The 24874-nt window shown below is 71.7% G+C and carries 26 protein-coding genes and 1 tRNA gene; 14 read left to right on the forward strand and 13 right to left on the reverse strand.

What is annotated here, in order from left to right; all coding sequences use genetic code 11:
• Positions 1 to 16 precede the first annotated feature (16 nt).
• On the forward strand, positions 17 to 196 hold the full coding sequence (locus AB0C33_RS15770; protein ID WP_358289084.1) for a hypothetical protein: 180 nt from the start codon (positions 17 to 19) through the stop codon (positions 194 to 196).
• On the opposite strand, the gene AB0C33_RS15775 is transcribed toward AB0C33_RS15770, so the two are convergent.
• Entirely contained in the window at positions 172 to 1731 is a 1560-nt protein-coding gene (locus tag AB0C33_RS15775) for an ABC transporter substrate-binding protein (protein WP_358287901.1), read from the reverse strand. The two genes, AB0C33_RS15770 and AB0C33_RS15775, sit on opposite strands and share 25 nt — an antisense overlap.
• 208 nt (positions 1732 to 1939) lie before the next feature.
• On the opposite strand from AB0C33_RS15775, the gene AB0C33_RS15780 reads away from it, so the two are divergent.
• Positions 1940 to 3784, forward strand: a complete 1845-nt coding sequence (locus AB0C33_RS15780; RefSeq protein WP_358287904.1) for a nitrate- and nitrite sensing domain-containing protein — start codon at positions 1940 to 1942, stop codon at positions 3782 to 3784.
• Positions 3777 to 4133, forward strand: coding sequence for a DUF742 domain-containing protein (locus tag AB0C33_RS15785; RefSeq protein WP_352328721.1), 357 nt, complete (start codon positions 3777 to 3779; stop codon positions 4131 to 4133). The genes AB0C33_RS15780 and AB0C33_RS15785 overlap by 8 nt, the downstream gene beginning before the upstream one ends.
• On the opposite strand, the gene AB0C33_RS15790 is transcribed toward AB0C33_RS15785, so the two are convergent.
• Complete coding sequence (locus AB0C33_RS15790) at positions 4111 to 5517, reverse strand: MFS transporter (protein WP_358287907.1); 1407 nt, start codon at positions 5515 to 5517, stop codon at positions 4111 to 4113. The two genes, AB0C33_RS15785 and AB0C33_RS15790, sit on opposite strands and share 23 nt — an antisense overlap.
• Positions 5518 to 5590: 73 nt before the next feature.
• Between AB0C33_RS15790 and AB0C33_RS15795 the strand changes: the two genes are divergently transcribed.
• The 7 genes from AB0C33_RS15795 (at position 5591) to AB0C33_RS15825 (ending at position 12140) form a co-directional block, all read left to right on the forward strand.
• Positions 5591 to 6052 (forward strand): MarR family transcriptional regulator, encoded by a 462-nt coding sequence (locus AB0C33_RS15795; RefSeq protein ID WP_352328725.1) that lies wholly within the window; start codon positions 5591 to 5593, stop codon positions 6050 to 6052.
• Positions 6053 to 6201: 149 nt separating this feature from the next.
• A tRNA-Met gene (locus AB0C33_RS15800) sits at positions 6202 to 6277 on the forward strand.
• A 22-nt stretch (positions 6278 to 6299) separates the two neighbouring features.
• Positions 6300 to 6734: an RpiB/LacA/LacB family sugar-phosphate isomerase gene (locus AB0C33_RS15805; RefSeq protein ID WP_357978224.1), complete on the forward strand. Its 435-nt coding sequence runs from the start codon at positions 6300 to 6302 to the stop codon at positions 6732 to 6734.
• Between the two features lie 10 nt (positions 6735 to 6744).
• Positions 6745 to 6969: a hypothetical protein gene (locus AB0C33_RS15810; protein ID WP_352328727.1), complete on the forward strand. Its 225-nt coding sequence runs from the start codon at positions 6745 to 6747 to the stop codon at positions 6967 to 6969.
• A gap of 83 nt (positions 6970 to 7052) precedes the next feature.
• A complete protein-coding gene (locus AB0C33_RS15815; protein WP_358287910.1) occupies positions 7053 to 8216 on the forward strand; it encodes an amidohydrolase in 1164 nt (387 codons plus the stop codon).
• A 27-nt stretch (positions 8217 to 8243) separates the two neighbouring features.
• Positions 8244 to 10754, forward strand: coding sequence for a Tex family protein (locus AB0C33_RS15820; RefSeq protein WP_358287913.1), 2511 nt, complete (start codon positions 8244 to 8246; stop codon positions 10752 to 10754).
• A gap of 333 nt (positions 10755 to 11087) precedes the next feature.
• Positions 11088 to 12140: a hypothetical protein gene (locus AB0C33_RS15825; RefSeq protein WP_358287916.1), complete on the forward strand. Its 1053-nt coding sequence runs from the start codon at positions 11088 to 11090 to the stop codon at positions 12138 to 12140.
• A gap of 335 nt (positions 12141 to 12475) precedes the next feature.
• Here AB0C33_RS15825 and AB0C33_RS15830 read toward each other — a convergent pair whose 3' ends face one another.
• The 8 genes from AB0C33_RS15830 to AB0C33_RS15865 all read right to left on the reverse strand — a co-directional run bounded on the left by AB0C33_RS15830 (position 12476) and on the right by AB0C33_RS15865 (position 19563).
• Positions 12476 to 13369, reverse strand: coding sequence for a sigma-70 family RNA polymerase sigma factor (locus tag AB0C33_RS15830; RefSeq protein ID WP_358287918.1), 894 nt, complete (start codon positions 13367 to 13369; stop codon positions 12476 to 12478).
• A 10-nt stretch (positions 13370 to 13379) separates the two neighbouring features.
• Positions 13380 to 13766 carry an STAS domain-containing protein gene (locus AB0C33_RS15835; RefSeq protein WP_358287921.1) on the reverse strand — a complete coding sequence of 129 codons (387 nt, stop codon included), beginning with the start codon at positions 13764 to 13766 and terminating at the stop codon, positions 13380 to 13382.
• Between the two features lie 52 nt (positions 13767 to 13818).
• Positions 13819 to 14796, reverse strand: coding sequence for a phosphotriesterase-related protein (locus AB0C33_RS15840; RefSeq protein ID WP_358287923.1), 978 nt, complete (start codon positions 14794 to 14796; stop codon positions 13819 to 13821).
• Positions 14797 to 14905: 109 nt separating this feature from the next.
• Positions 14906 to 16303: a methionine--tRNA ligase gene (locus AB0C33_RS15845; RefSeq protein ID WP_358287926.1), complete on the reverse strand. Its 1398-nt coding sequence runs from the start codon at positions 16301 to 16303 to the stop codon at positions 14906 to 14908.
• Between the two features lie 133 nt (positions 16304 to 16436).
• Positions 16437 to 16940 (reverse strand): TrmH family RNA methyltransferase, encoded by a 504-nt coding sequence (locus tag AB0C33_RS15850; protein ID WP_358287929.1) that lies wholly within the window; start codon positions 16938 to 16940, stop codon positions 16437 to 16439.
• Positions 16941 to 17032: 92 nt separating this feature from the next.
• Positions 17033 to 18280 carry an APC family permease gene (locus AB0C33_RS15855; protein WP_358287931.1) on the reverse strand — a complete coding sequence of 416 codons (1248 nt, stop codon included), beginning with the start codon at positions 18278 to 18280 and terminating at the stop codon, positions 17033 to 17035.
• A gap of 96 nt (positions 18281 to 18376) precedes the next feature.
• Complete coding sequence (locus AB0C33_RS15860) at positions 18377 to 18835, reverse strand: universal stress protein (protein WP_357699338.1); 459 nt, start codon at positions 18833 to 18835, stop codon at positions 18377 to 18379.
• A gap of 110 nt (positions 18836 to 18945) precedes the next feature.
• Positions 18946 to 19563 carry a DUF998 domain-containing protein gene (locus AB0C33_RS15865; protein ID WP_352327172.1) on the reverse strand — a complete coding sequence of 206 codons (618 nt, stop codon included), beginning with the start codon at positions 19561 to 19563 and terminating at the stop codon, positions 18946 to 18948.
• 216 nt (positions 19564 to 19779) lie between these two features.
• On the opposite strand from AB0C33_RS15865, the gene AB0C33_RS15870 reads away from it, so the two are divergent.
• Positions 19780 to 20130: a MerR family transcriptional regulator gene (locus tag AB0C33_RS15870; protein ID WP_358287935.1), complete on the forward strand. Its 351-nt coding sequence runs from the start codon at positions 19780 to 19782 to the stop codon at positions 20128 to 20130.
• A 77-nt stretch (positions 20131 to 20207) separates the two neighbouring features.
• On the forward strand, positions 20208 to 20459 hold the full coding sequence (locus AB0C33_RS15875; RefSeq protein WP_358287938.1) for an aldo/keto reductase: 252 nt from the start codon (positions 20208 to 20210) through the stop codon (positions 20457 to 20459).
• Here AB0C33_RS15875 and AB0C33_RS15880 read toward each other — a convergent pair.
• Both AB0C33_RS15880 and AB0C33_RS15885 read right to left on the reverse strand, forming a co-directional pair.
• A complete protein-coding gene (locus AB0C33_RS15880) occupies positions 20456 to 21595 on the reverse strand; it encodes a low temperature requirement protein A (RefSeq protein WP_358287941.1) in 1140 nt (379 codons plus the stop codon). The genes AB0C33_RS15875 and AB0C33_RS15880 overlap by 4 nt on opposite strands.
• Positions 21596 to 21605: 10 nt before the next feature.
• Complete coding sequence (locus tag AB0C33_RS15885; protein WP_358287944.1) at positions 21606 to 22538, reverse strand: anti-sigma factor RsbA family regulatory protein; 933 nt, start codon at positions 22536 to 22538, stop codon at positions 21606 to 21608.
• 179 nt (positions 22539 to 22717) lie between these two features.
• Between AB0C33_RS15885 and AB0C33_RS15890 the strand changes: the two genes are divergently transcribed.
• Positions 22718 to 23272, forward strand: a complete 555-nt coding sequence (locus AB0C33_RS15890) for a DUF1707 domain-containing protein (protein ID WP_358287947.1) — start codon at positions 22718 to 22720, stop codon at positions 23270 to 23272.
• Here AB0C33_RS15890 and AB0C33_RS15895 read toward each other — a convergent pair.
• Positions 23242 to 24354, reverse strand: a complete 1113-nt coding sequence (locus AB0C33_RS15895; RefSeq protein WP_358287950.1) for an aromatic ring-hydroxylating dioxygenase subunit alpha — start codon at positions 24352 to 24354, stop codon at positions 23242 to 23244. The genes AB0C33_RS15890 and AB0C33_RS15895 overlap by 31 nt on opposite strands.
• 85 nt (positions 24355 to 24439) lie before the next feature.
• Here AB0C33_RS15895 and AB0C33_RS15900 point away from each other — a divergent pair, with 85 nt between their 5' ends.
• The gene (locus AB0C33_RS15900) at positions 24440 to 24823 is read left to right on the forward strand and encodes a TetR-like C-terminal domain-containing protein (protein ID WP_358287953.1); all 384 of its coding nucleotides are present in this window, start codon (positions 24440 to 24442) and stop codon (positions 24821 to 24823) included.
• Positions 24824 to 24874 lie beyond the last annotated feature (51 nt).

A 24874-nucleotide genomic window follows, 5' to 3' on the forward strand; every position in this document is an offset into this window, starting at 1 on the left:
TCGCTAGCCTAGGCACATGCGCTGGTGGAAGATGCTCGGTCTGGCGGGAATCGCGGGGGTCGCGGCCACGGGGGTGGTGATCGCGCGCGCCGAACGCAGGCGGCGGGCGTACACGCCCGAGGAGATCAGGACGCGGCTGCGTGCGCGCGTCGAGGCGGCGTCGGAGTCGGCTCAGCCGGACGGGCGCAGCTCGTAGGCGAAGACCACGTCGGGGTAGGCCGGGTTGTCGTCGTACCCCTGGACGCCGCCCAGGTAGGCCCGCTGGTACCGCACCACCCAGGGCAGCGCCGCGGCGGCCCGCACGTCGAGCACGCGTCCGGTGGCCTGCTCGTACGCCGCCTGCGCGGCCTCCTTGTCGGTCACGCTCAGCTCGGGCAGCCCTTCGAGCAGCTCGTCCAGGGTCCTGTCGCGCAGGTAGGCCAGGTTGAACACCGGCGGGTCGCCGGCGCGGAAGACGTTGCCGAACCACGAGTAGCCGTCGGCGTAGTCGGGCCACCAGTACATGACGAAGATGTCCTGGCCGCGTTTCCTGCCCTGCTGCCACTGGGCGTTCCAGGGCATGGCGCGGGCGTCGAGCGTGACGTTCAGCGGCTTCAGCTCCGCCGCCAGGCTGGTGGCCAGCAGCCGTTGGTCGTGGTCGCCCTGCGCGTAGGTGAGCCGCAGCCGCAGCGGCCGGCCCGCGGGTCCGTACCCGGCGCGGCCCAGCAGGGCCGCCGCGCCCGCCAGGTCCTGCCGGGGCGCGCGCCCGGCGACGTGGCCGGTCAGCCCCTCAGGGACGATGCCGCTGGCCGGCGCGACCGCGCCCCTGAGCGCCCTGACCAGGCCGCGGTAGTCGACGGCCTGCTGCACCGCGCGGCGCACCCGCACGTCCTTCATCGGGCCGCTCGCGGTGTTGAACAGCAGCATGGCCGTCTGGTACGAGTCCCGCTCGCTGGTGCGCACCCCGGGCGTGACCGCGGCCCTGGCGAACAGCCGGGGGCTGAGCCGGTCCACGAAGCTCACCTCGCCGCGGGCCAGCATCCGCCACGCGCGGTCGGGGTCGGGCACGACGCGGTACTTGACCGTGCTGTAGTGCGGCTTGTCCCATCCGCCCCAGTACTTGGGGTACGCCTTGAGCGTCAGCTCCTCCTCCTGGCCCGGATGCCAGGCCGCCACCGTGTACGGCCCCGACCCGGCGTCCCTGCCCGCGCCGAGCCATGAGCGCAGGTCGGGCGCCGCCTGCGTGTCGTAGATGTAGGCCGCGTACCCGGAGGAGGCCACCAGGTCGAGCGGCACGGCGTACTTCAGGGCGAAGGTGACCGTGTTCGGGTCCTCGGCCTTGACGGAGGAGACGGCGTCCCAGATGTAGGACGCGCCCGCGCCGGTCTTCATCGTGCGCTCGATCGACGCCTTGACCGCCGCGGCGTCCACCGGCCGGCCGGTGTGGAAGGTCGCTCCCTGGCGCAGCGTGAACGTCCAGGTGCGGCCGTCGGGCGTCGAGCGCCAGGAGGTGGCCAGGCGGGGGGCCGACTTCTTGGTGAAGGGGTTCCAGAGGGTCAGGGTCTCGTAGACGTTCTGGAAGGCGATGAGCTCGTTGGAGTAGGAGCTCGCGGGGTCCCAGTCGGAGATGACGTCCAGGTTCTGCGCGTACACGAAGACCGACTCGGCGGCGGGGGGCCGGGGGACCTCCGTGGGCCCGGAACAGGCCGACAGAAGCGCCAGCGCGGCGGCCGCTGCGAGACGACGGCGCAACGCATCTCCCTCTGTAACCGATTTGGGGGAAACCTACTGCAAGATCACGGACACATGTCCAAAAGTCCCGAAAAATTGGGCAATTTGGTGATCGAATTGCTATCCTCTGGGCTTGTCCCGTCCGGGGTTGCCAGCAGGGGACCGACCGGAGTGAGGTGCCATGGGTCGTAGCCGGACGATCCGCATGAAGATCATCGGACTACTACTCGTGCCTCTGACCTCCATGGTCGTGTTGTGGGGCGTGATCACCGCCGTCACCGCCGGCGAGAGCCTGGAGCTGCGTCAGTACAAGACACTCTGGACGAACCTCCGCCATCCGGCGTACAAGTTGATCAGCGAGCTCCAGCACGAGCGTCTCTCCTCGGCCAAGCTGCTGCGCCGGGCCGCCTCCCAGAAGGACGTGGCCGACCAGCGCACCCGCACCGACGCCGCCAGGGACGAGTTCAGAAGGCTCTCCAGCAACTCCAAGGACCGATCGGAAGAGATCCGTACGCAGGTGGACGCGGTGTACACGCAGCTCGGCAGGCTCGACGCGATCCGGGGTGAGATCGACGACGGCCTGTCCGACCGTCTGCTCGCCGGCGAGGCGTACAACACCGTGATCGACTCCCTCTACGGCCTGCACCGGCGCGTCGCGCTCATCGACGACATCCCGATCTACGAGCAGTCCCGCGTGATCATCGAGCTGGGCTACGCCAAGGAGCTGCTGACCAGGGAGCAGGCCATCGCGCTCGGCCCGGTCACGCCGTCGGAACGCCGGCAGTTCACCCAGATCGTCGGCAACCGGCGCTTCCTCATCGACCAGGGCCTCGGCGAGCTGGACCCGAGCCTGCGCGACACCCAGGTCTCCCTCGTCACCTCCCCCGTCTACCAGCGCATGCGGCTGATGGAGGACCGGATCATCGCCGGCGCCGTGCCGCCGCGCGGCTGGCTGAGCACCACCGAGTCGATCTCCAAGACGTACGCGGAGTCGCTCATGCGGGCCAGCACGCTGCTCAACGCGCGCGCCGACCCCGTGGCCGACCAGGTGCTGTCGCGGGCGTTCATCCTGGCCGGGACGTGTTTCCTGCTGGTCATCGTGTCGATCGTGTTCTCCATCCGGATGGGCAACCGGCTGTCGAAGGAGCTGGGCGCGCTCCGGCTCGCCGCGCTGGAGGTGGCCCAGGAGCGGCTGCCGCACGTGGTGGCCAAGCTGCGCAAGGGCGAGAGGGTGGAGATGCCGGAGTTGTCGGTGGCCACCAGCACGGTCGAGATCGGCGACGTCGGCCAGGCCTTCTCCACCGTCCAGCAGACCGCCGTCGAGGCCGCGATCGGCCAGGCGCAGCTCAGCGAGGGCGTCGGGCACGTCTTCCGCAACCTCGCCAGGCGTTCGCAGGCCCTGCTGCACCGCCAGCGCATCCAGCTGGAGGACATGCAGCACCGCGCCACCGACCCCGAGGCCCTGGACGACCTGTTCCGCCTCGACCACCTGACCACCCGCATGCGCCGCCACGCCGAGGGCCTGATCATCCTGTCGGGCGCCACCCCGGGCCGCGGCTGGAGCAAGCCGGTGCCGCTGCTCGACGTGGCCCGCGGCGCGACGGCCGAGGTGGAGGACTACCGCCGGGTGACCGTCGAGCCGATGTCCGGCCAGCGCCTGGCCGGTCCGGTGGTCGGCGACGTGATCCACCTGGTCGCCGAGCTCATCGAGAACGCGACCGTCTACTCGCCGCCGCACACGCAGGTCATCGTGCGCGGTGAGGAGACCGCCCGCGGCTTCGCCTTCGAGGTCGAGGACCGCGGGCTCGGGCTGAGCGCCCAGGAGCTGGCCGAACTCAACGAGCGGCTGGCCAGCCCACCCGAGTTCGACCTGGCCGACAGCGACAAGCTGGGGCTTTTCGTCGTCTCGCGCCTGGCCGCCAGGCATGACATCCGCGTGACGCTACGCGGTTCACCATATGGAGGGACCACCGCGATCGTGTTGATCCCGGCTGAGCACGTCGCCGATCCGGAACCGGAGGCCGACGTGAAGGAGCCCGCCCGTCCTGTGATGCGGGTGGTGCCAAGTGAGTGACGAGCGCTGGCTGGACGAGGACGCCGGTCCGATCGTCCCGGCCTACCTGCTGACCAGGGGCCGTACGGTGCCCGCGAGCGAGGCCATCGACCTCATCGCGGTCATCGTCACCGCCGGCGGGCTGACGCCTCCGGTGGGGCTCGGGCCCGAGCACCTGATCATCATGCAGAAGTGCACCAAGCCGACCCGGCTGGTGGACGTGGCCGCCGAGCTGAACCTGCCCATCGGCGTGGTCCGGGTGCTGGTCGGCGACCTGCACGCGCGGCAGCTCGTCCAGGTCGAGCTGCCGCCCCCCGCGCCGGACGCCAAGGTGCTGCTGGAAGTGATCAGTGGGCTGAAGGCGCTGTGACGGCCCGGCTGTTCAGCATTCCGTAGACGGTGGCGAACACCGCCGCGACCAGCCCGGCCACCGCGGCGGTGCCGAACACCCACTGGAAGCCCAGGACGCCGGGGCGCGCGGCCAGGATCGCGGCGATGGCCGCGCCCGCCACGCTGCCCCCGACGATGCGCACCAGGGCGTTGACCCCCGCGGCCAGCGCGGTCCTGGACGGCTCGACGTGCTCGACGGCCATCGTGCCCAGTGCGGCGTAGCCGATGCCGAGGCCGATGCCCATGAGGGACGAGGCCACGTACAGGGTGGCCGGGCTGCCGTGCTCGAACGCCAGCCACGCCCCCGCGAGCCCGGTCACGCCGGCGCCCGTCGCCACCATGAACGAGGCGGCGAACCGGCGCATGATCCGCCCCGCGAACAGCGAGATGACCAGCATGAACAGGGTGCTCGGCAGCAGGAACAGCCCGACCTGGAGGGTGGAGGCGCCGAAGCCGAAGCCGGTCGCCTTCGGAACCTGGGCGAACTGCGACATGCCGGTCAGCATCGTGAAGAACGAGAACCCGAGCAGCATCGAGGAGACCGTCGCGCCGATCGTGCCCCTGTGCACCAGCATCGACATCTCGACCAGCGGCTCGGCCACCCTGCGCTCGACCAGCACCCACACCACGGCCAGCACGGCGGCCGCGGCGAACAGGCCGAGCACGCCGGGCGACGTCCAGCCCCACGAGCCGCCCTCGCTGATCGCCAGCAGCAGCGCGACCAGCCAGGCGGTCAGCAGCGCGGCCCCGGCGAGGTCGGGACGGCCCTTACCGGCCGGCGCCACGTCCCGCACGAGGAAGGCCAGGATCACGACGGCAACGAGCGAGATCCCGCCGGTGATCCAGAACACCAGGTGGTAGTCACCGGCGGCCAGCCCGGCCAGGATCATGCCGCCGCCGCTGCCGAACCCCATCGTCGCGCTCAGCACGCCGATGCCGGTCGCCAGCTGCTGCCTGGGCAGCAGGTCGCGGACCACCCCGATCGACAACGGGACCAGCGCGGACACCGCCCCTTGCAGGATCCGGGCGACGATCAACCAGGTCAGCGACGTGGCCATCGCCGCCATGACCGAACCCACCACCAGCAGGCCCAGCGCGCCGAGGATCATCGGGCGCCGGCCGTACATGTCGCCGAAGCGCGACAGCAGCGGCGTGGAGACCGCGGCGACCAGGAGGCTGATGGTGAGCGTCCAGCTCACGGCCGAGAGCGAGGCGTGCAGCTCCCGCTGCAGCACGGGAAGCAACGGGACCACCGCGGTGTTCTGGAGGGCGGCGATGGAGGCCGCGAACGCCAGGGAGACCACCGTGGGCCAGGGATTGCGCATCGACGTCTCACGCGCCGCGGGTACGACGGCTGTCGCCATGTCGGCTCCTTTAGATAACTTAGGTAAGTAACCGAGCAACGATGATACATACGTAAGTTAGGTAAGCAAACAGATGGGCGAAGATCTCAACAGGACGGTGTCGGCCTTCCGGCGGCTGGTCGTCACGCTCAACCGCGCCAAGACCCACGAATGGCTCACCGAGGCGGCCGGCATCCGGCTCGACCGGCCCGACGTGCAGATCATCGTCTACCTGCTCGACGCGGGCGAGCCCCGCAGGATCGGCATGATCGCCGAGGGGCTGCAGGTCGAGAGCCCGCACGTGACCAGGCACGTCGCGGCTCTTGAGCAGCGCGGGCTGGTCGAGCGCGTACGCGACCCCGACGACCGGCGGGCCTGGCGCATCGCGCTCACCGAGGAGGGGGCCGAGGTGGCGAGCAGGTGCCGCCGGGTCACCACCGAGTGGTTCGAGGAGGTGCTGTCCGACTGGCCGGAGGCCGAGCGGGCCGAGCTGTCCAGGCTGATGACCAAGCTGTCGGACGACTTCTGCGAGCGCATGCGCGCCCGGTACACCTGAGAAATCGCGTTGCGGGGCCGGGGGCGCGGGCGGCATGCTCGTGCCCATGGTCATCCGGCTGGTCATCCGGCTCGTCATCCGGCGAATGCGCATGCCGCACCCGTCCGGGGGCTCCCGCCGTTGAGATCGGCGGTCCCCGGCCCGTTCCAGGCGGGTGGGGGCGCTGGTGTGCCCGGCGGTTTCATAAGCCGCTCCAGGCGGGTTCGATCCCCGCACCCGTCACCACATTGCTGGTAGAGATGGGCCCATGCGGATTTCGGTGGCGGCGGACAGCAACGACGGGGTGGCCGGGCGCATCGTGGCCGAGCTGCGCGGGCGGGGTCACGAGGTGCTGACCCACGGCGCACTCGACGACGGCGAGCGCGACGACTGGGCGTGGGCCTGCGAGCTGGCCGCCAGAGACGTCGCGGAGGGCCGGGCCGACCAGGCGGTGGTCTGCTGCTGGACGGGCACGGGCGCCTCCATCGCGGCCAACAAGGTGCCCGGCGTGCGGGCCGCGCTCTGCGCCGACGCCTACACCGCCGACGGGGCGCGCAGGTGGAACGACGCCAACGTGCTGGCCCTCAGCCTCCGCCTGACCTCCGACGTCGTGCTCGGCGAGATCCTCGACGCCTGGTTCGGCGGGCGGCCCAGCACCGATCCGGCCGACGTGGCCAACGTGGCGCACCTCGCGGAGATCTAGGCTCTGCGGCATGGACAACTTACGGTGCACGCATTGCGGCGCGGAGGGCCTCGAACCCGGGTTCGTCGCGGACCAGGGTGAGCACTCCCGGGGGTACGCCCGCTGGGTCGAGGGGGCGCTGTCACGCGGGATCTTCGGCGGCGCCCGGCTGATGGGCCGTCCCAAGTGGGAGATCGACGCCTACCGCTGCCGCTCCTGCCACCACCTCGAACTGTTCGCCACCCGCCCCGATTGACCCGTCCCGCCGTCGCGGGCGGCTCACGATCCTCACGTCCGGGGGCACGGAAATCGTCGGTGCCGCCCTCTAGGGTGCTGGGCATGACCGACGTGCTGATCCGCGGCGGGCGGCCCTGGGGGCTCGCGTTCCCCGCCGACCTGCTCGTCCGCGACGGCCGCATCCACCGGGTGGGCCCGTCCCTCGACGCGCCCGGCGCCCTCGTCCTCGACGTGTCCGGTCAGCTCGTCCTGCCCGGTCTCGTCGACGCCCACTGCCACCTCGACAAGACGCTCTACGGCGGCCCGTGGATCCCCCACTCGGCCGACGACTCGCTGGCCGGCCGCATCGCCAACGACCTGGGCCGCCGCGCCGAGCTGGGGGTGCCGAGCGCCGAGCGGGCCGCCGCGCTGCTGGCCCGGATGAGCGAGACCGGCACCACCCACGTGCGCACCCACACCGACATCGACCCGTCCGTGGGCCTGCGGGGCGTGGAGGCCGTGCGCGAGGCCGCCGCCCGCTCCCCCGTCCACGTGCAGCAGGTCGCCTTCCCGCAACACGGCGTGCTCACCAACCCCGGCACCGCCGACCTGCTGGCCGAGGCGCTCCGAGGCGGCGTCGAGGCGATCGGCGGCCTCGACCCGGCCGGCGTCGACCGCGATCCCGTGCGCCACCTCGACCTGATCTTCGGCCTGGCCGACCGGTTCGGCGCGCGCATCGACATCCACCTCCACGACGGCGGCTCGCTGGGCGGCTGGGAGCTGGAGCTGATCACCGAGCGCACCAAGGCGCTGGGGCTCGGCGGCCGGGTCACGGTCAGCCACGCGTACGCGCTGGGCGAGCTCGGCGAGGCCGCCCAGGATCGCCTGATCCAGGGCTTCGTCGACGCGGGCGTGGCCATCGCCACCGCCGCCGTCTACAGCTACCCGGTGCCGCCGGTCAAGAAGCTGCGCGCCGCGGGCGTCACCGTCGCCTGCGGCCACGACGGCGTCCGCGACCTGTGGGGCCCCTACGGCTCTGGCGACATGCTGGAGCGCGCGATGCACCTCGCCTACCGCAGCGCGTTCCGCCGCGACGAGGACATCGAGCTCGCCCTGGAGGCCGCGACGGTGGGCGGCGCGCTGGCCCTCGGGCTGCCCGGCTACGGCCTGGCTCCGGGCGACCGGGCCGACCTCGTCGTGGTGCCCGCGAGCGGCCCCGGAGAGGCCGTGGTCGTTCACCCTCGGCGCACTCTGGTCATGAAAGACGGCGTAGTCCTGCACAATTGACCGGCGGGACCATCGAAAGGCAGGCAAGTGCTCTCTATTCACCAGCGGATCGCGGCAGAGCTCGGCGTGCGCGACGGGCAGGTGCAGGCGGCGGTCGATCTGCTCGACGGCGGCGCCACCGTGCCGTTCATCGCGCGCTACCGCAAGGAGGTCACCGGCGCCCTCGACGACGCGCAGCTCCGCACGCTCGAAGAACGGCTGCGCTACCTCCGCGAGCTCGACGAGCGCAGGGCGGCGATCCTGGAGTCGATCGAGTCTCAGGGCAAGCTCGACGACGAACTGCGCGCGCAGATCATGGCGGCCGAGACCAAGGCCAGGCTCGAAGACATCTACCTGCCCTACAAGCCCAAGCGTCGCACCAAGGCGCAGATCGCCCGCGAGCTCGGCCTGGAGCCGCTGGCCGAGAAGCTGCTCGGCGACCCGACGCTCCACCCGGCCACGGTCGCCGCGGAGTTCGTCACCGAGGGCGTGGCCGACGCCGGCGCCGCCCTCGAAGGGGCCAGGGCGATCCTGATCGAGCGGTTCGCCGAAGACGCCGACCTCATCGGCGACCTGCGCGAGCGGCTGTGGAGCCGCGGCCGGCTCGTGTCGAAGGTGCGCGAGGGCAAGCAGGAGGCGGGGGCCAAGTTCTCCGACTACTTCGACTTCACCGAGCCGTTCACCAAGCTGCCCTCCCACCGCATCCTGGCGATGTTCAGGGGCGAGAAGGAGGAAGTGCTCAACGTCGCGCTGGAGCCCGACGAGACCGCCGACTACGAGCTGCGCATCGGCGCCCGGTTCGGCATCTCCGACAAGGGGCGTCCGGCCGACACGTGGCTGGCCGAGACCGTGCGCTGGGCCTGGCGCACCCGCATCCTCGTGCATCTCGGCATCGACCTGCGCATGCGCCTGTGGCAGGCCGCCGAGGACGAAGCGGTGCGCGTGTTCGCCGCCAACCTGCGCGACCTGCTGCTGGCCGCCCCGGCCGGCACCCGAGCGACCATGGGCCTCGACCCCGGCCTGCGCACCGGCGTGAAGGTGGCCGTGGTCGACGCCACGGGCAAGGTCGTCGAGACCGCCACCATCTACCCCCACGAGCCCAAGCGCCAGTGGGACCAGTCGCTGGCCGTGCTCGGCGCGCTGGCCCAGAAGCACGGCGTCGAGCTCATCGCCATCGGCAACGGCACCGCCTCGCGCGAGACCGACAAGCTGGCCGGCGACCTGGTCAAGCTCATGCCGTCGATCACCAAGATCGTCGTGTCGGAGGCGGGCGCCTCGGTCTACTCGGCCTCGGCCTACGCCTCCCAGGAGCTGCCCGACCTCGACGTGTCGCTGCGCGGCGCGGTCTCCATCGCGCGCCGGCTGCAGGACCCGCTCGCCGAGCTGGTCAAGATCGACCCCAAGTCGATCGGCGTCGGCCAGTACCAGCACGACCTGGCCGAGTCCAAGCTCTCCCGCTCGCTCGACGCCGTCGTCGAAGACTGCGTCAACGCGGTCGGGGTCGACGTCAACACGGCGTCCGCGCCGCTGCTCACGCGGGTGTCGGGCATCGGCGCGACGCTGGCCGAGGGCATCGTGCGCCACCGCGACGAGAACGGCCCGTTCCGCACTCGCACGGCGCTGAAGGACGTCTCGCGGCTCGGGCCCAAGGCGTTCGAGCAGTGCGCCGGCTTCCTGCGCATCCCGGGCGGCGACGACCCGCTCGACGCCTCCAGCGTGCACCCGGAGGCCTACCCGGTGGTCCGGCGCATCCTGAGCTCGGTCCAGACCGACCTCAAGTCGCTGATCGGCAACACCTCGGCCCTGCACACCATCCGGCCGCAAGACTTCACCGACGACACCTTCGGCCTGCCGACCGTCACCGACATCCTGCGCGAGCTGGAGAAGCCGGGGCGCGACCCGCGTCCGGCGTTCAAGACGGCGGCCTTCAAGGAGGGCGTGGAGAAGATCTCCGACCTGGTGGCGGGGATGATTCTCGAGGGCGTGGTCACCAACGTGGCCGCCTTCGGCGCGTTCGTCGACATCGGCGTCCACCAGGACGGCCTGGTCCACGTGTCGGCCATGTCCCGCACCTTCGTCAAGGACCCGCGCGACGTGGTCAAGCCGGGCGACATCGTGCGCGTCAAGGTCCTTGAGGTGGACATCCCGCGCAAGCGCATCTCCCTGACCCTCCGCCTGGAGGACGACGTCACCCAGCCGTCCTCGGAGGGCCGCCCGCCCCGCAAGTCGGGCGCCCGTTCGGACGGCTCCCGCAACGAGCCCCGCCGCGACGGCAGCGCTCGTGACGGCAGCGCTCGTGACGGCTCCGCCCCCCGTGGCGAGGGCGGCCGCGACGGCGGCCGGGGCGACGGCGGCCGGGGTGACGGTGCTCGCGGCGGTGGCGGTCGTGACGGCGGTCGTGACGGCGGTCGCGGCCAGGGTGGTCGTGGCGACGGCGGTCGTGGCCAGGGGCGCGGCGACGGTCAGCGCGGCGGGCAGCGCCGCCAGGACCGTCCGGCTCCCATGGGCGCGATGGCCGAAGCCCTCCGCAAGGCAGGACTCGGCAACGACAACCGCTGACCTCACCCCCTGACGGCGGCCCGGCCCCACAACCGGCCCGCCGTCAGGGGGACACCCCTTGCCACCAGCCCAGCGTCCAAGCCGGCCCAGGCACCAGCCCCAGTGTCCAAGCCGGCCCAGGCACCAACCCACCTATCAGGCCGCCTCGGGCACCAGCCCACCGCCGAGACTCCCGAGCCACCGGCCCACTGATCAGGCCGCCCTCTCCACCAGCCCGCCGCTCGAACTGGCCCAGCCGCCGATCCACCGTTCAAGCCGGCCCAGGCACTCACTGGGCGGGGGGGTTTCCGGTGGGGGCGATACGGTCGGAGGGTGAGGACAACTGTGTTTTCCATGGCTGTCGGCCAAGCCCGCGACCTGCTTCGCTGGCGCTCGCCGCTGCGGACCGAGCTCTGGGCGGCCCGGCTCACCGCCGCTCTGGAGCCCGATGAGGTGAGGCCGTTCCTGCGCGAGCTGGCCGAGGACGGAAGCGCTGAGTCGCGTCTCACCCTCGCCGCCCTGGCCGCGGTCGACAGGCCCGGATGGCCCGGCGCGGAATCCTCTCCGGAGCCCCAGACGGAAGCGGAGGCGGAATCCGAGACGGAAGCGGAGGCGGCAGCGGGGGCGGAGCCCGGGACAGGAGGGTTGCGGGTTCTGGGGGTGGAGGTGGCCGGGACGGCGGAGGCCGATCTCGGGCTGCCCGGATGGGTGCGTCGCATGGGGCAGGTGACTTGCGAAGGAGCCTGGTACGGCAAGGCCGACCCGTACGGCGAGCAGACCCTGGCCGTCCTGTCCTTCAGGTACGCGAACGGCAAGGAGCCGCACATCCTCGTCGTCGGCATCGACCAGCCCAACGGCGGCCTCGCGGTGGACGCCGTCGTCGAGGAGGTCAAGTTCCTCGACGACCTGGGCCTGAGCCCGGCCGAGCCCGGGGTGGTGGCCGGACGGGTGCTGGACGCGTTCGAGCTGGGCGACCGGATCATGGGGGCTCAGGTGGCCGACACGCTGCCCGCCGTCCGTCCGCTGGCCATCGCGCGGGCCCTGGCCGTACCCGGGCTCGTACGGCAGGCGCCCGACGGCACGATGGCCGGCTTCCACGATCTGCCCGACGTGCCGGGGGCGCGGGAGGCGTTCGAGAAGTTGGCGGAGTTCGTGGGTGAGCGTCCGCTTTGGTGGAGTCCGGCGCGGGTGAGCCAGTTCCTGACGTCGTGGCTGCCGAGGGAGGCCATCCTGTCGGACACGGCGGTGGCGGCGATGCCGGAGGTGGTCCGGGCGTGGAGCCGTTTCAACGGCGCCCATCCCGCCGTCCTGCACCAGATCGACGTGGACGCCCCGCGCCTGCCCGCCCTGATGGCCGACGAGTCCCTGGCGGGGCTCGGCAAACGCATCGCCCGCCAGCAGCTGTGAGCTCCTCCCAGGGGCGTGGGGGCGGCGGCCGGGATGTGGGTGGATCGAGTCGGGGGTGGGGGCGGCTATGCTGCGCAGTGACGTTTAGCGGTGCCCCACTTGGGCGTTTCGAGGGAGACTTGCGCGATGTACAAGGAGTTCGCTGTCGAGGCCGTCATGTGGCTCGTCCCGGTTGCGGTGCTGATCGGGGTCGCGCTCCTCGTCACCGCCTGACCCAAGACCCGAGGAGAACGGGGGCCGAGCACGCGCTCGGCCCCCGTCCGCTGTCCGGGGCCGACCGGATGACCGCGCTACGACGCCCGCCGTCCAAGAACAGCGGATGAGGGGGCGAGAGGTCAGGAGGCCCAGGCCAGGAGGGGGCTGTACTGGCGGAGGCGTTTCAGTGCCTGCTTCTCCAACTGCCTGATGCGTTCCCTGGTGAGCCCGAGGCGGTCCGCGATCTCGCTGTAGCTCTCCGCCTTCTGTCCGGTGAGGCCGTACCGGAGCCTGATGACGACCGCCTCGCGCGGCGGCAGCGACGTGACCACGTCCAGGACGTCGGCGCTCATGGCGCGGCGTTCGGCGATCTCCTGCACCCCGGGCCCGTCCTCGTCGGCGATCAGGTCGGCGATGCGGCTCTCGCCGGACTCGCCGACCGGCAGGTCCAGGCTGACCACCTCCTGCCCGAGCCTGCGTAACGCGGCGACCTGGCCGGCGGTGAGCGCCGCCGATGCGGCGAGCTCGCCGTCCGTCGGCTCGCGACCCAGGTCGGCGGCGAGCCGCCGCTCGGCCCTGAGCAGCCGCGACAGGTCCTCGGCCACGTGGATGGGCAGCCGTACGGTGCGGCTCTTGTCGTGGATGCCGCGTTCGATGGCCTGACGGATCCACCACATCCCGTACGTCGAGAACTTGTACCCGCGGGTGTAGTCGAACTTCTCCACGGCCCTGATCAGCCCGAGGTTGCCCTCCTGGATGACGTCGAGCAGCGGCAGCCCGCGGAAGGCGTACCGCCTGGCGGCGGCGACGACCAGGCGGAGGTTGGACCTGATCAGCTTGTCCTTGGCCCGCCGCCCGTCGCGGACGACGGCTTCGAGCTCCGGGGTCGCGCCGCCGCGCTCGATCAGGTGGCCCGCGTACAGTCCTGCCTCGATCCGCCGGGCGAGGTCGACTTCGTCCGCGGCGGAGAGCAGGGGGTTCTTTCCGATCTGCTCCAGGTACATGCCGAGCAGGTCGGGCTCTGCGGCCGACATGCACCGGCAACTACCCGGTGAACGGCGGCGAATTCCCGGTTTCGTTGAGTTCGGCGATGGCCAGCTCGGCCGTGCTGCGGATGTCGAAGAACTTGTCCAGCGCGGTGATCGCGAACAGGTGCTTGCACCGGCCGTTCAGACCGGACAGCAGCAGCTTGCCGCCGGAGGCGGTGACGGCCTTGTGCAGGTAGACCAGCACGGACAGGCCGGAGGAGTCGCAGACGCTGACGGCCTGCATGTCGATGACCAGGAGCGGCGGCTGGGTGAGGTCGAGCGCCTTGGTGACCCGGTCGCGCACCTCGGCCGCGGACCCGAAGTCGAAATCCCCGGTCAGGCGTGCGATGACGCAGGGGCCCTGGAGTCCGAGGCTGATCGACAAAGCCTGCTCCGAAGTCACCCAGCTCCACCTACCCGCGTTGTTTCCCACTTGTCGTCACTTCTCGACCACTTTACGAGAAGTAGCGTCTCGGGTTGAACACCAGCATCTGTTCGATCTGGTCATCGGTGACACCAGAGCCGAGCAGTGCTGCCAGAACGTCATCGTGAATGTGATCGTAGCGCCAGTTCGGCGCGAGCGTGTTTCTGGCCTCGTCCCATGCGCCGCCGAAGTAGTCCATGAAACAGGCGGTGTCGTGGCTGAGGACCATGCGGTCGGCGTATCCGCGCCGGCACAGGGCCGCGATCGTGGCCACGCGCTGCTCGGTCGGGTTGTAGACGTCGAGACCGAACCGGTCCATGCCCAGCGTCGCGCCGGTGTCGGCCAGGCGCATCAGGTAGTCGAGGTCGTTGCTGTCGCCCGCGTGCCCGACGACCACTTTCTCCAGGTTCACCCCTTCCTTGGCGAACAGGTCCAGCGCGAGCAGCCCGCTCTGGGTGAAGGCGTTCGTGTGCACGGTGATCGGCGCTCCGGTCAGCACGTGGGCCCGCGCGACGGCCCGGCAGATGCGCTCGACGCCGGGCGTCAGCCCCTTGTGCTCCACCACGCATTTCAGCAGCGCGGCCTTCACCCCGGTGTCGGCGATGCCCTCGGTGAGGTCGCGGACGAAGTCGTCGATCATGGGGTCGGGCATGTCGAGGAACAGGCCGGGGCCGCGGTGCTCGTACTGGTGGGGCAGCTCCTCGAAGGCGTACAGGCCGGTGGCGACGACGATGTTGAGCCCGGGCACCTCGGCGGCCACCCGCTGGATGCGCGGGATGTGACGGCCGAGGCCCCACACTGTCGGGTCGACGATCGTCCGCACGCCCTTGGCCGCCACCGCGCCGAGCTTGGCGACGGCGTCGGCGACCCGGAACTCCTCGTCCCACCAGGCGCCCTGGCCGTAGTTGTCCACGTGCTCGGCGGCCACGACGAACACGTGCTCGTGCATCAGCGTCTGGCCGAGCCGTTCGACGTCGATCGGGCCCCGGACGGTCTCGACGGTGGGCATGGGACCTCCATACCAACTGGTCAGTAAGTGCGCCCAACGTAGGCCGCCCCTGCCGCACCGTCAACCGTCCACGGCGCAGCCCGATCGGCGCGTCGGCACATGTCGGGATTCACCGGGTCAGGCGCGGAAACAGGGGCTCCGGCCGCGGCAGCCGTTCCCCCGACACCGCCGCCGCCACCCGCGCCGCCGCCGTCGGCAGGAACGGCTCCAGCTGGACGGCCAGCGTCCGGCACGCCCCCACCAGCACGCCCAGCGACGCCTCCCGCGCGCCGGCGGCCTGCTGCCACGGACGGACGCGTTCGACGTACCTGTTGGCCTCCTCCACCAGCCGCCACACCGCTCCGGCGGCCCGGCGGAAGTCGAAGTCCCGCAGCGCGCCGTGCACGTCGCCCGGCCCGAACTCCTCGCGCACCTCCGGCGCGTTTCCGTCCAGGAACCGGTGGACCATCGTGGCCACCCGGTTGACCAGGTTGCCCACGCCGTTGGCCAGGTCCTCGTCGGCCCTTGCGATCAGGCGTCCCTCGGTGAAGTCGGCGTCGCCCACGCGCGGCACCTCGCGCAGCAGCCACCACCGCACCGCGTCCACGCCGTACGCGTCCACCAGGGCCACCGGGTCGACGGCCGTCCCGGACGACTTGCTGATCTTGCGGCCGTTCACCGTGAGGTAGTCGTGCACGAAGATCTGCGACGGCAGCGGCTCGCCGGCCGCCAGCAGCATCGCCGGCCAGTAGACGGCGTGGAAGCGGATCACCCCCTTCCCGACCAGGTGCACCTTGTCCGGCTCGCGCACCCACCAGCGCTCGTGGTCCGCCCCCTCCAGCGCGGTGACGTAGTTGGCGAGGGCGTCCCACCACACGTACACGACCTGGGTGGGATCCCCCGGCACCGGGATGCCCCAGCCGCGGGCGCGCGCCGCCGACCGCGAGACGCTGATGTCGGCCAGCCCCGCCTCGACGAACGCCAGCACCTCGTTGCGCCGGGCGGCCGGCTCGATGCGCAGGCCGCCGCCGCGGATGAGGTCGAGCAGGGCGTCCTGGTAGCGGGAGAGCCGGAAGAACCAGTTCCGCTCCGAGACCGCCTGCAGGGGCGCCTCGTGACCTTCCGCGCAGGGTCCCTCGGGGTAGAACTGCTCGCAGCCGACGCAGTAGAGCCCCTCGTAGTGCCGCTGGTAGAGGTCGCCTTCGACGGCCTTCCAGATGCGTTCGACCCCGGCGCGGTGGGCGGGGTGGCCGCTCGTCCTGACGAACGCGTCGAAGGACAGGTCGAGCGGCTCGCGCAGCCCTTCGAACGCGGCCGCGTTGCGGTCCACGAACTCCCGTACCGGCAGTCCTTCGGCCTCGGCGGCCAGCACGTTCTTCAGCGAGTTGTCGTCGGTCCCGGTCTGGAACCGCACGGGTTCGCCGCGCCGCCGGTGGTGCCTGGCCAGCACGTCCGCCTGGACGAGCTCCAGCGCGTGCCCGAGGTGCGGGCGGGCGTTGACGTAGGGGATGGTCGTCGTGATGTACATCGGTCGCCTCCCGAAAGGGCCCCGACACGACGAGAGGCCCCGGGTCGCAGGGCCTCAACAGGACGTCGTCGGTGAAACCCCTACGGGGTCATCATCACCGCGCTGATCGTCATGTTCGGCATCGTACCCGGCGTCAGGCCAGCCCGGCCAGCTTGTAGAGCACCAGCGACCCGGCCACCGCCACGTTGAGGCTGGCCCCGGTGCCGACCATCGGGATCTCGACCACGGCGTCGAGCAGGTCGAGCGCCTCGCCGGGGATGCCGGTGGCCTCGTGGCCGAGCACGACGACGGTCGGCTCGCGGGCCATGGGCAGGTCGGCCAGCCTGATGGCGTTCTCGGCCAGCTCGACGCCCAGCACGCGGTCGCGCCGGGAGGCCAGCCAGGGCAGCGGATGGACCCAATGGACGCATGCTCCGGCCCGGAGGGTGTTCCCCCTGGCCAGCGCCTCGGGCACCCAGGGCAGGCGGGGCACGGCCAGGCACGCGCCGGCCGCGTCGCAGGTGCGCAGCAGGGTGCCGAGGTTGACGCCGTGCATGGGCCACAAAGGGGCGACGGTGAGATGGCCGAGGCATCGGGGCCGCCTGCGCCGCCGCTGGGCCTGGAGCTCTCTGGGGGTGCGCACCCGGATGCCGCTCATGCGGCCGGGCGGAGGTTCCTTACGCGAACGTTCACGGGAAGGGCGCTTTCGTCGGCACGCCCGGGCCATCGTCGAGAGGAATCACGCCCAGTCTACGCCCGCGAGCCGCTCGCGCGGTGGCGTACGGCCCAGACGGCCAGCCCCACGGCGAAGACGGCCAGCCCCGCGAGCACGGAGGCGAGCGGCAGCGTGAACGCCAGCACCAGGCACAACACCAGCCCGAGCACCGGCACGGCCTTGACCGGCGCGCCCTCGGCCCGCGAGAGGGTCAGCGCGCAGGCGTTGGCGATCGCGTAGTAGACCAGCACCCCGAACGAGGAGAACCCGATCGCGCCGCGCAGGTCGGCCACCAGCAGCAGCACGACCACCGCGGCCCCGACCGCCGCCTCGGCCCGGCGCGGGACCCGGCGCTCCGGGTCGACCGCGGCCAGCACGCCCGGCAGGTCACGCTCCCTGGCCATCGCGAGCACGGTACGGGAGACGCCGAGCAGCAGCGCGAGCAGCGCCCCGAGCGAGGCCACCGCCGCCCCCGCCCCCACGACCGGCACCAGCCACTCCGCCCCCGCCCGGCGCACGACGTCGGCCAGCGGCGCCGGGGACCCGGCCAGCCCGGACGCCCCGAGCGTGCGCAGGGCGGCCACCGCCACCAGCGTGTAGACGACGAGCGTGACGCCGAGGGCGATGCCGATCGCCCGCGGGATGGCACGGGCCGGATCGCGCACCTCCTCCCCCAGCGTGGCGATCCTGGCGTATCCGGCGAACGCGAAGAACAGCAGCCCGGCTCCCTGGAGCACGCCCCACGGGCCCGCGCCGGGCAGCCCCGCGCCCGGCATTCCGGACGGCCGCTCCCCCGCCAGCCCGGCGACGATCACCGCGGCCAGCACGGCGAGCACGAGCACGACGATCACCCGGGCGACCGCGGCCGAACGTTGGACGCCGAACAGGTTGAGCAGCGTGAGCGCGACGACCGCCGCGACGGCCAGCGGTCGGGCCGCGCCCGGGGCGACGTACGAGCCGAAGGTGAAGGCCATCGCAGCGCACGAGGCCGTCTTGCCGACGGTGAAGCCCCAGCCCGCCAGGTAGCCCCACAACGGGCCGAGCCGCCGCCGGCCGTAGACGTAGGTGCCGCCGGACTCGGGATGGAGGGCGGCCAGGCGGGCCGAGGAGGTCGCGTTGCAGTAGGCCACGACGGCGGCGATCGCGAGGGCGACGAGCAGTGAGCCGCCCGCCGCGGCGGCGGCCGGGGCGAAGGCGGCGAACACGCCCGCGCCGATCATCGCGCTCAGCCCGACGACGACCGCGTCGCCGGTGCCCAGCCGCCGCGCCAGGCCCTCGGCCATGCCGCCCCCTCCACCGCCCTTGACCGGGTCACCGGTCAGGAGATCCCGAGGGCCCCACTCTGCCGCACGCCACCGGCATCCTCGCCGCCGGGTCCGTCAGGAGGTCGCCTCGGGGCCCGGGACCACCAGCACGGGACGCCGGGCGTGGTGCAGGACGCGGTCCGAGGTGCTGCCGAGCAGCAACGATCGCACGCCGCCCAGTCCCCGCGTGCCGGTGACGATGAGGGTGGCGTCGATCTCGTCGGCGACGTCCACGATGGTCGACCACACCGCCACCGAGTCCAGGTCGCACCGCGGCGTCGCGTCGAGGCCGGCCTCGCGGGCCAGTTCGGCGCCGTGCCCGGCCAGCTCGGTCATCGCCTGGCCGATCGCCTCGTCCTCGGCCGCGGTGTTGTCGAGGGTCATCATGAGCCCGGCGGAGGCGCGGGCGGAGGTCATCGCCAGCCGCTCCCAGACGGTCAGCACGACGGCGGACCTGTCCTGCACGGCCCGTCCGGCGAACGCGATGGCGGCCTTGGAGTCGTCCGAACCGTCGTAGGCGATCAAAATGGTCATCTTCACAGCTCCTTGGGCGAGGTCAGAGCCCTCCCTCTTTCCAGGAGCGGACCGTTCTCACACGAAAAGGGGCGGGAAGATCATCCCGCCCCTCGCGAACCGGCCAGGCGTCAGGCCAGCACGGCCGACACCCGCCGCGCCGCCGGCCTGAGCATCGACAGGCCCGCCAGCGCCAGCACGCCGATCTCGGTAACGACCACCACGCGCTGGGTCAGGCCCGCCGGGATGTCGTCGTTGCTCAGGGGGATGCCGAACATGCGCACCACGTACGGGACCACGACCAGCAACAGCGCCCCGAGGGCCACGCCGCTCAGCACGCGCATCGCTCTGGCGTACCGGATCCTGGCCTTGGCCAGCAGGAACCCCGCGGCGGGCATCACCAGGAAGGCGGCGAAGGCGGCGTAGCGGTGGATGCCTCCGGACAACGAGAGCGGCACCCCGGGACGGTCGGTCGGGAAGGCCCCGATCAGGAACATGCTCGCCCCCCACGCCACCAGCAGCGCGACGACCCAGCGGTTGGCGCCCGAGCGGCGCAGCGCCTCGGCGATCAGCCCGGACCCCACGGCGAACAGCGTCAGCGAGGCCGGCAGCAGCCATCCGGACGCCTGGAAGGCATACTCGCTGATGACGCTGTGCAACGGGTCGAGGCCCGCCTCGGCGTGCAAGGTGAGCATCGCGCCGGCTCCGGTGCCGATGGCCGTGAATCCGCTGACAAGCAATCCCCTCATGCCTTAAAGCTCGCGTAAGGCGGCCTTGACCGGCATCGGAGATGAGCCCCCAGCGGGCCCTGATCCGTCCCCTAATACCTTGGTCGGCAGAGCCCGGGGACGGGCCCGTGACCTGCGGGAAGACGACCCTGGGTAGGGTCTGCCTCCTCAGGGTGGGTGCAGTCGGCGGCACCCCCGATTTGACTTGGAGTGCACTCGAAGGGTGACTCTGGATACATGACGATCCAAGAGGCCGCCCAGCGTTCGGGTCTCAGCGCCCACACCTTGCGCTACTACGAGCGCATCGGGCTCATCCACTCGGTCGGTCGCAACGTCAGCGGGCATCGCGACTACGCGGAGGCGGATCTCCGCTGGCTGGACTTCCTCACCAAGCTGCGGACCACCGGCATGCCCATCGCCGACATGTGCCGCTACGCGGAGCTGCGCCGCATGGGCGAGCACACCTCCGCCGAGCGGCTGGCCATGCTGGAGCTGCACCGGGAGCGCGTCCGGGCCAGGATCGCCGAGCTGAGCGCGGACATGGACGTCCTCGACCTCAAGATCGACAACTACCGGGAGCGGATGTGAAGACGCGCGTTCTGGGGACCGGCGGCCCGCGGGTGTCGGCCCTCGGCCTGGGTTGCATGGGCATGTCGGAGTAGGTCGTGCTGGCGACCAAGGTCGGCATCAACCGCCACGACGGCACGCGCACGGTCGAGAACAGCCCCGAGTACATCAGGGCGGCCTGCGACGCCTCGCTCCGGCGGCTCGGCATCGACCACATCGACGTCTACTACATGCACCGCCGCAACCCCGACGTGCCGATCGAGGAGTCGGTCGGCGCCCTGGCCAGGGCGGTGCCCGCGGACGCCGTCCGGGGCGCCCGCTACCCGAACATGTCGGAGGTCGAGCGCTAGGCCGCGCGCCTGGTCGCGCCGGTCACGACCACCAGCGCGACCAGGACGAGCGCCGTCAGCGGGATCGGCGCCGGCGTCAGCGCCGACAGCAGCACGAGCACGGCCGCGGCCAGGAAGGCCGCGCTGTCGGCGGCCCCGTAGCGGTGGGGCCGCACGTGCAGCAGCCAGAGCATCGACAGGAACACCGCGACGGGCACCGACACGGCCAGCGCCGCGCCCGTGGCGGACAGGTGGGACGCGCCCGACGCGTGGTCGATGCTCACCTCGACCCCGGCGCTGAACGCCCCGACCGCCGCGAAGATCGCGTAGTGGCCGTACCCCCAGAGGAGGGCGTGCCTGGTGGAGTCGAGGATCTCGGCGGTCGGCGGGTCGAAGTAGAGCCACCACATGGCGAAGGCGATCACCAGCGCGCCCAGGGCCAGGACGATCAGCTCGGGCCGCAGGCCGGCGGTGCGCGCCTCGGCCTGGAAGGCGACCGTGGCGGCCAGCACGTTCTCGCCCATCATGATGATCGTGAACAGGCCGTACCGCTCGGCGATGTGGTGCGGGTGCCAGGCGGTCGGGCTGCCCCGCTCGGCCCACACGGGCACCGCGAGCTCCAGCAGCACGCCGAGCGCGAACGCCGCCAGGTACCACTCCCCCGGCACGACCAGCAGCGGGATCCAGCCGACCTGCGCGACGCAGATGCCGGCGGCGTACCGCACGGCCGTCCGCCGGCCCGGACGGTCGCCGCAGGCCGCCCGCAGCCAGTGGGCGGCCATGGCCAGGCGCATGATGACGTATCCGGCGTAGACCACGCGGAAGTCGTGCTCCTGGAACGCCCTGGGCACCCCGGCGGCGAGCACCAGCACGCCCGCCATCTGGGCCAGCGTGGTCAGCCGGAACAGCCAGTCGTCGTTGTCGTAGGCGGAGGCGAACCAGGTGTAGTTCATCCACGCCCACCAGACGGCGAAGAACGTCGTCAGGTAGCCGAGGACGCCCTCGGCCAGGTGGCCTTCGCTGAGCGCGTGGTGGAGCTGTGAGCCGGCGAACGAGACCGCGACGACGAAGCACAGGTCGAAGAAGAGTTCCAGGTTGGTGGCGACGCGGTGGGACTCGCCCGCGTCGCGCGCCCGCATGGGCCGTAGCCGGATCATCCTCCGATGTCTACACCAGGGAGGCCGGCAGGTCGAAGTAGGCCCGGACCGCGGTCGCGCCGGGGCGGCTGTGGACGCGTACGAGGTCGGCGAGCAGGTTGACGATGAGCAGGCCGCGCGAGCCGGAGCGGCGTGCCTCGACGGGTAGGCGCCCGGCCAGCGGATCGGTGATGTGACCGCCGTCGGCGACCTCGCAGACCAGCCGCGCGTCCTCGATCCAGACCCTGATCAGACCGGCGCCGCCGCCGTAGTCGAGGCTGTTGGCGCCGAGTTCGGCCACCACGAGCCGGATGTCGTCGAGCCGGTCGTCCCCGAAACCCGCCGCCTCGGCCTGGCCGGCCGCCAGGATGCGGGCCGAGGCCAGGTTGGTGTGGTCGAAGCGCAGCGAGACGCACGCGGCCGGCTCGGGGAGCGGCTGGTTGTGCCGGGCGACGACCTCGTCGGGCGCGTAGCCGGGGCTGGTCCGCTCGCCGGAGGCGTCGCGCAGCACCGGGTGGGTGCGCTCGGCCTCGCGCAGCACCTCGGGCGTCAGCCCCGCCAGGTCGTACGGGCACAGGATCGTGACGCGCCGCCCCGCGAACGACAGGTTGATCAGCGCCTCGTGCTGGGCGCAGGCCGGGTATTCGGTCGCCGAGCGGCCGGGCCAGATCGGCTCGCCGATGATCCGTACGTGCTCGTCAGGATGCCGGTCGGCGACGGCCCGCAGCACGGCCGGGATGATCCGCCCCGGGTTGCGGCCCGCCACGCCCATGTCGAGCATGGTCACCCGGGCCGCGTCGGCGCCCAGCCCCGCCTCGATCTTGGCGAGGTTCGCGGCGGGCACGGCCACCGCCACGGGCTCCCCGGCGGCCAGCCCATCGCGCACGAAAGCCGTGGTGGCAGCCACATATTCCGGGTCACCTCGGTAGAAGAGGGCCGGATGCACGAAAGGGTCCGCCGACATCAGGCACACGGTACCTCCGCATGAGGACTCTTAGACAATCAAATGGGTATTTACAGGGCGTGAAGCGACTTCAGCTCGTGCGCAGGCCCCCGCGGGGGCGCCGGTACTCCCACCTCGATCTGCGGACCCCTTCCGGGCGACGCCTCCCGTTCTGACCGCCGCGAACCTATGCTCAGGACATGTCGGAAATGCAGATGCGGGTCTCCGACGAGGACCGGGAGCGCGCGGCGGAGCGGCTCCAGCACGCCTTCGCCGAGGGCCGCCTGACGCGTCCCGAGCTGGAGGACCGGCTCGGGCTGGCGCTCACCGCCAGGACCTACGGCGACCTGCTCGGCCTGACCACCGATCTGCCCGCCCCGGCGGCCCCGGCCGACGACGTGGTCGAGCTGGAGTCCAAGAGCGGGCACGTGCGCCGTTCGGGTGACTGGGCCGTCCCGCGGCGGCTGCGGATCTCCTCCAAGTACGGCGGCGTCGATCTCGACCTGTCCCAGGCCGTCATCCCCCACCCGGTCGTCGACCTCGAACTCGACCTGGACTACGGCTCCGCCAGGATCACCGTGCCGGAGGGCGCCGTGGTGAACGTGGACGCCTTCCGGACCGACTGGGGCCAGACCGTCGTCGGCGACGTGCCGGGCAGGCGGCGGCCCGGCGTCCTCTACCTGGTGGTCGGCGGCCGGGCCAAGTACGGCGGCCTGCGGGTGCGCTATCCGCGCAGGCGCTGGTTCACCCACTGATGGAAGGCCGAGATGTGGTGCTCGCTCGGCACCAGCACGCCGCCCGCCCGGTAGGCGCGTGACCCCATGCCGAGCTGGGTCCGCTCGCAGGCGTCGAAGTCCTGCTCGTTGACCCGGTGGAACAGCTCGACCGACGGCGTCAGGTCGGCCCCCGAGGCCACCACGTCGGGGTGGTAGAGCCAGTCGCACTCGACCACCGTGCGGTCGGCGGCCATGGGGAACATCCGGTGCAGGATCACGTGGTCGGGCACCAGGTTGACGAACACCTGCGGCTTGACGGTGATCGCGTAGTAGCGGCGGTCCTGCTCCGGGGCCACGTCGGGGAGCCGGCCGAAGCCCGCGCCGCCGTCCACGGTGAATCCCTCGACGCGCTCGGCGAACTCGGCGCCGTGGCCCACGTAGTACTGGGCGGCGTACCCGCCGGCGAACTCGGGCAGCACGGCCACCAGCTCGGGGTGGATCGTGGCGCAGTGGTAGCACTCCATGAAGTTCTCGACGACCAGCTTCCAGTTGGCCTTGACGTCGTAGACCACGCGGCGGCCCAGGGCCAGCCGGTCGACGTGGTAGTTCTCGATGGCGGCCGGGTCGCCCAGGCGTTCGGTGGCCGCGGCGGTGACGGTGTCCTCGAAGGACGGCGGCTCGTCGGCCAGGCACACCCAGGCGTACCCCAGCCATTCGCGCAGGCTCACCGGGACCAGGCCGTACTCGACGCGGTCGATGTCGGGCATCTTCGCCAGGTTGGGGGCGGCGGCCAGCCTGCCGTCCAGGTCGTAGGACCAGGCGTGGTAGGCGCACCTGATCGTCCTTCTGACCTCGCCCCGCTCCTGCACGCACAGCCGCGCGCCGCGGTGGCGGCAGACGTTGAGGAAGGCGCGCAGCAGCCCGTCCCGCCCGCGCACCACGAGCACGCTCTCCGCGCCCACCTGGACGGTCCGGAACGCGCCCGGTTTCGGCAGGTCGCCGGCGCGCACGGCGCAGAACCACATGCTCTCGAAGATCTTGGCCTGTTCCTCGGCGAACAGGTCGGGGTCGGTGTAGGAGCGGCCGGGAAGCGTGGAGATCAAGCTCGACGTGGTGGTCAACCGACACCCCTTGTTGCGTATTACGCACCGAGTTGCTCTATATGCGACATCGTCCGGCGGCCTTCACGAGGCTGTCAAGAGGTAGGTGCTGAACCTGCGCAGCGACGCCGTGTGCATCCTGGTCGCCATCCAGTCGGGGACCAGGCCCGCGAACGAGCGCTGCCGGTTGGTCACCTCCGTACCGGCGATCATGGCGGGACGCCGCGCGATCACGCACGTCGCCGTCCCCGACACCGGCTCGTTCGAAGGCGACCTGCGCGTGGTGGTCTCCGACCCCCTCGCCCTGTGGGGCCACCCGGGCGTCGCCCGCCTGACCAGGCAGATGTACGGCGAGGCCGGCCGCGACCCCGCCGTGGCCGAGATCGTCCGCACCGGCATGCGCACCCGGATGCGGCGCTCGCAGGTCGTCTACATGCCTGACGCCGAGGAGGTCGTCCACGTGCTGGGGCGCGGTTTTACGCCCACCTGACGGCCGGAATGTTAGTGGCGTGCAAGCGGGGATCAACCAGAGATCGCTAAT

The sequence above is a fragment of the Nonomuraea sp. NPDC048881 genome, from assembly GCF_040649795.1.
Taxonomy (GTDB): Bacteria; Actinomycetota; Actinomycetes; order Streptosporangiales; family Streptosporangiaceae; genus Nonomuraea.

Excerpts from the sequence above, each read along its gene's own strand:
- AB0C33_RS15890 (WP_358287947.1), top strand. The coding sequence starts at position 22,718 with ATGTCGGAAATGCAGATGCGGGTCTCCGACGAGGACCGGGAGCGCGCG.
- AB0C33_RS15805 (WP_357978224.1), top strand. The coding sequence starts at position 6,300 with ATGCGGATTTCGGTGGCGGCGGACAGCAACGACGGGGTGGCCGGGCGC.
- AB0C33_RS15880 (WP_358287941.1), bottom strand. The coding sequence starts at position 21,595 with ATGATCCGGCTACGGCCCATGCGGGCGCGCGACGCGGGCGAGTCCCAC.
- AB0C33_RS15795 (WP_352328725.1), top strand. The coding sequence starts at position 5,591 with ATGGGCGAAGATCTCAACAGGACGGTGTCGGCCTTCCGGCGGCTGGTC.
- AB0C33_RS15830 (WP_358287918.1), bottom strand. The coding sequence starts at position 13,369 with ATGTCGGCCGCAGAGCCCGACCTGCTCGGCATGTACCTGGAGCAGATC.
- AB0C33_RS15850 (WP_358287929.1), bottom strand. The coding sequence starts at position 16,940 with ATGAGCGGCATCCGGGTGCGCACCCCCAGAGAGCTCCAGGCCCAGCGG.
- AB0C33_RS15885 (WP_358287944.1), bottom strand. The coding sequence starts at position 22,538 with ATGTCGGCGGACCCTTTCGTGCATCCGGCCCTCTTCTACCGAGGTGAC.
- AB0C33_RS15860 (WP_357699338.1), bottom strand. The coding sequence starts at position 18,835 with ATGACCATTTTGATCGCCTACGACGGTTCGGACGACTCCAAGGCCGCC.
- AB0C33_RS15815 (WP_358287910.1), top strand. The coding sequence starts at position 7,053 with ATGACCGACGTGCTGATCCGCGGCGGGCGGCCCTGGGGGCTCGCGTTC.
- AB0C33_RS15770 (WP_358289084.1), top strand. The coding sequence starts at position 17 with ATGCGCTGGTGGAAGATGCTCGGTCTGGCGGGAATCGCGGGGGTCGCG.
- AB0C33_RS15845 (WP_358287926.1), bottom strand. The coding sequence starts at position 16,303 with ATGTACATCACGACGACCATCCCCTACGTCAACGCCCGCCCGCACCTC.
- AB0C33_RS15840 (WP_358287923.1), bottom strand. The coding sequence starts at position 14,796 with ATGCCCACCGTCGAGACCGTCCGGGGCCCGATCGACGTCGAACGGCTC.
- AB0C33_RS15855 (WP_358287931.1), bottom strand. The coding sequence starts at position 18,280 with ATGGCCGAGGGCCTGGCGCGGCGGCTGGGCACCGGCGACGCGGTCGTC.
- AB0C33_RS15810 (WP_352328727.1), top strand. The coding sequence starts at position 6,745 with ATGGACAACTTACGGTGCACGCATTGCGGCGCGGAGGGCCTCGAACCC.
- AB0C33_RS15870 (WP_358287935.1), top strand. The coding sequence starts at position 19,780 with ATGACGATCCAAGAGGCCGCCCAGCGTTCGGGTCTCAGCGCCCACACC.
- AB0C33_RS15865 (WP_352327172.1), bottom strand. The coding sequence starts at position 19,563 with ATGAGGGGATTGCTTGTCAGCGGATTCACGGCCATCGGCACCGGAGCC.
- AB0C33_RS15825 (WP_358287916.1), top strand. The coding sequence starts at position 11,088 with ATGGCTGTCGGCCAAGCCCGCGACCTGCTTCGCTGGCGCTCGCCGCTG.
- AB0C33_RS15790 (WP_358287907.1), bottom strand. The coding sequence starts at position 5,517 with ATGGCGACAGCCGTCGTACCCGCGGCGCGTGAGACGTCGATGCGCAAT.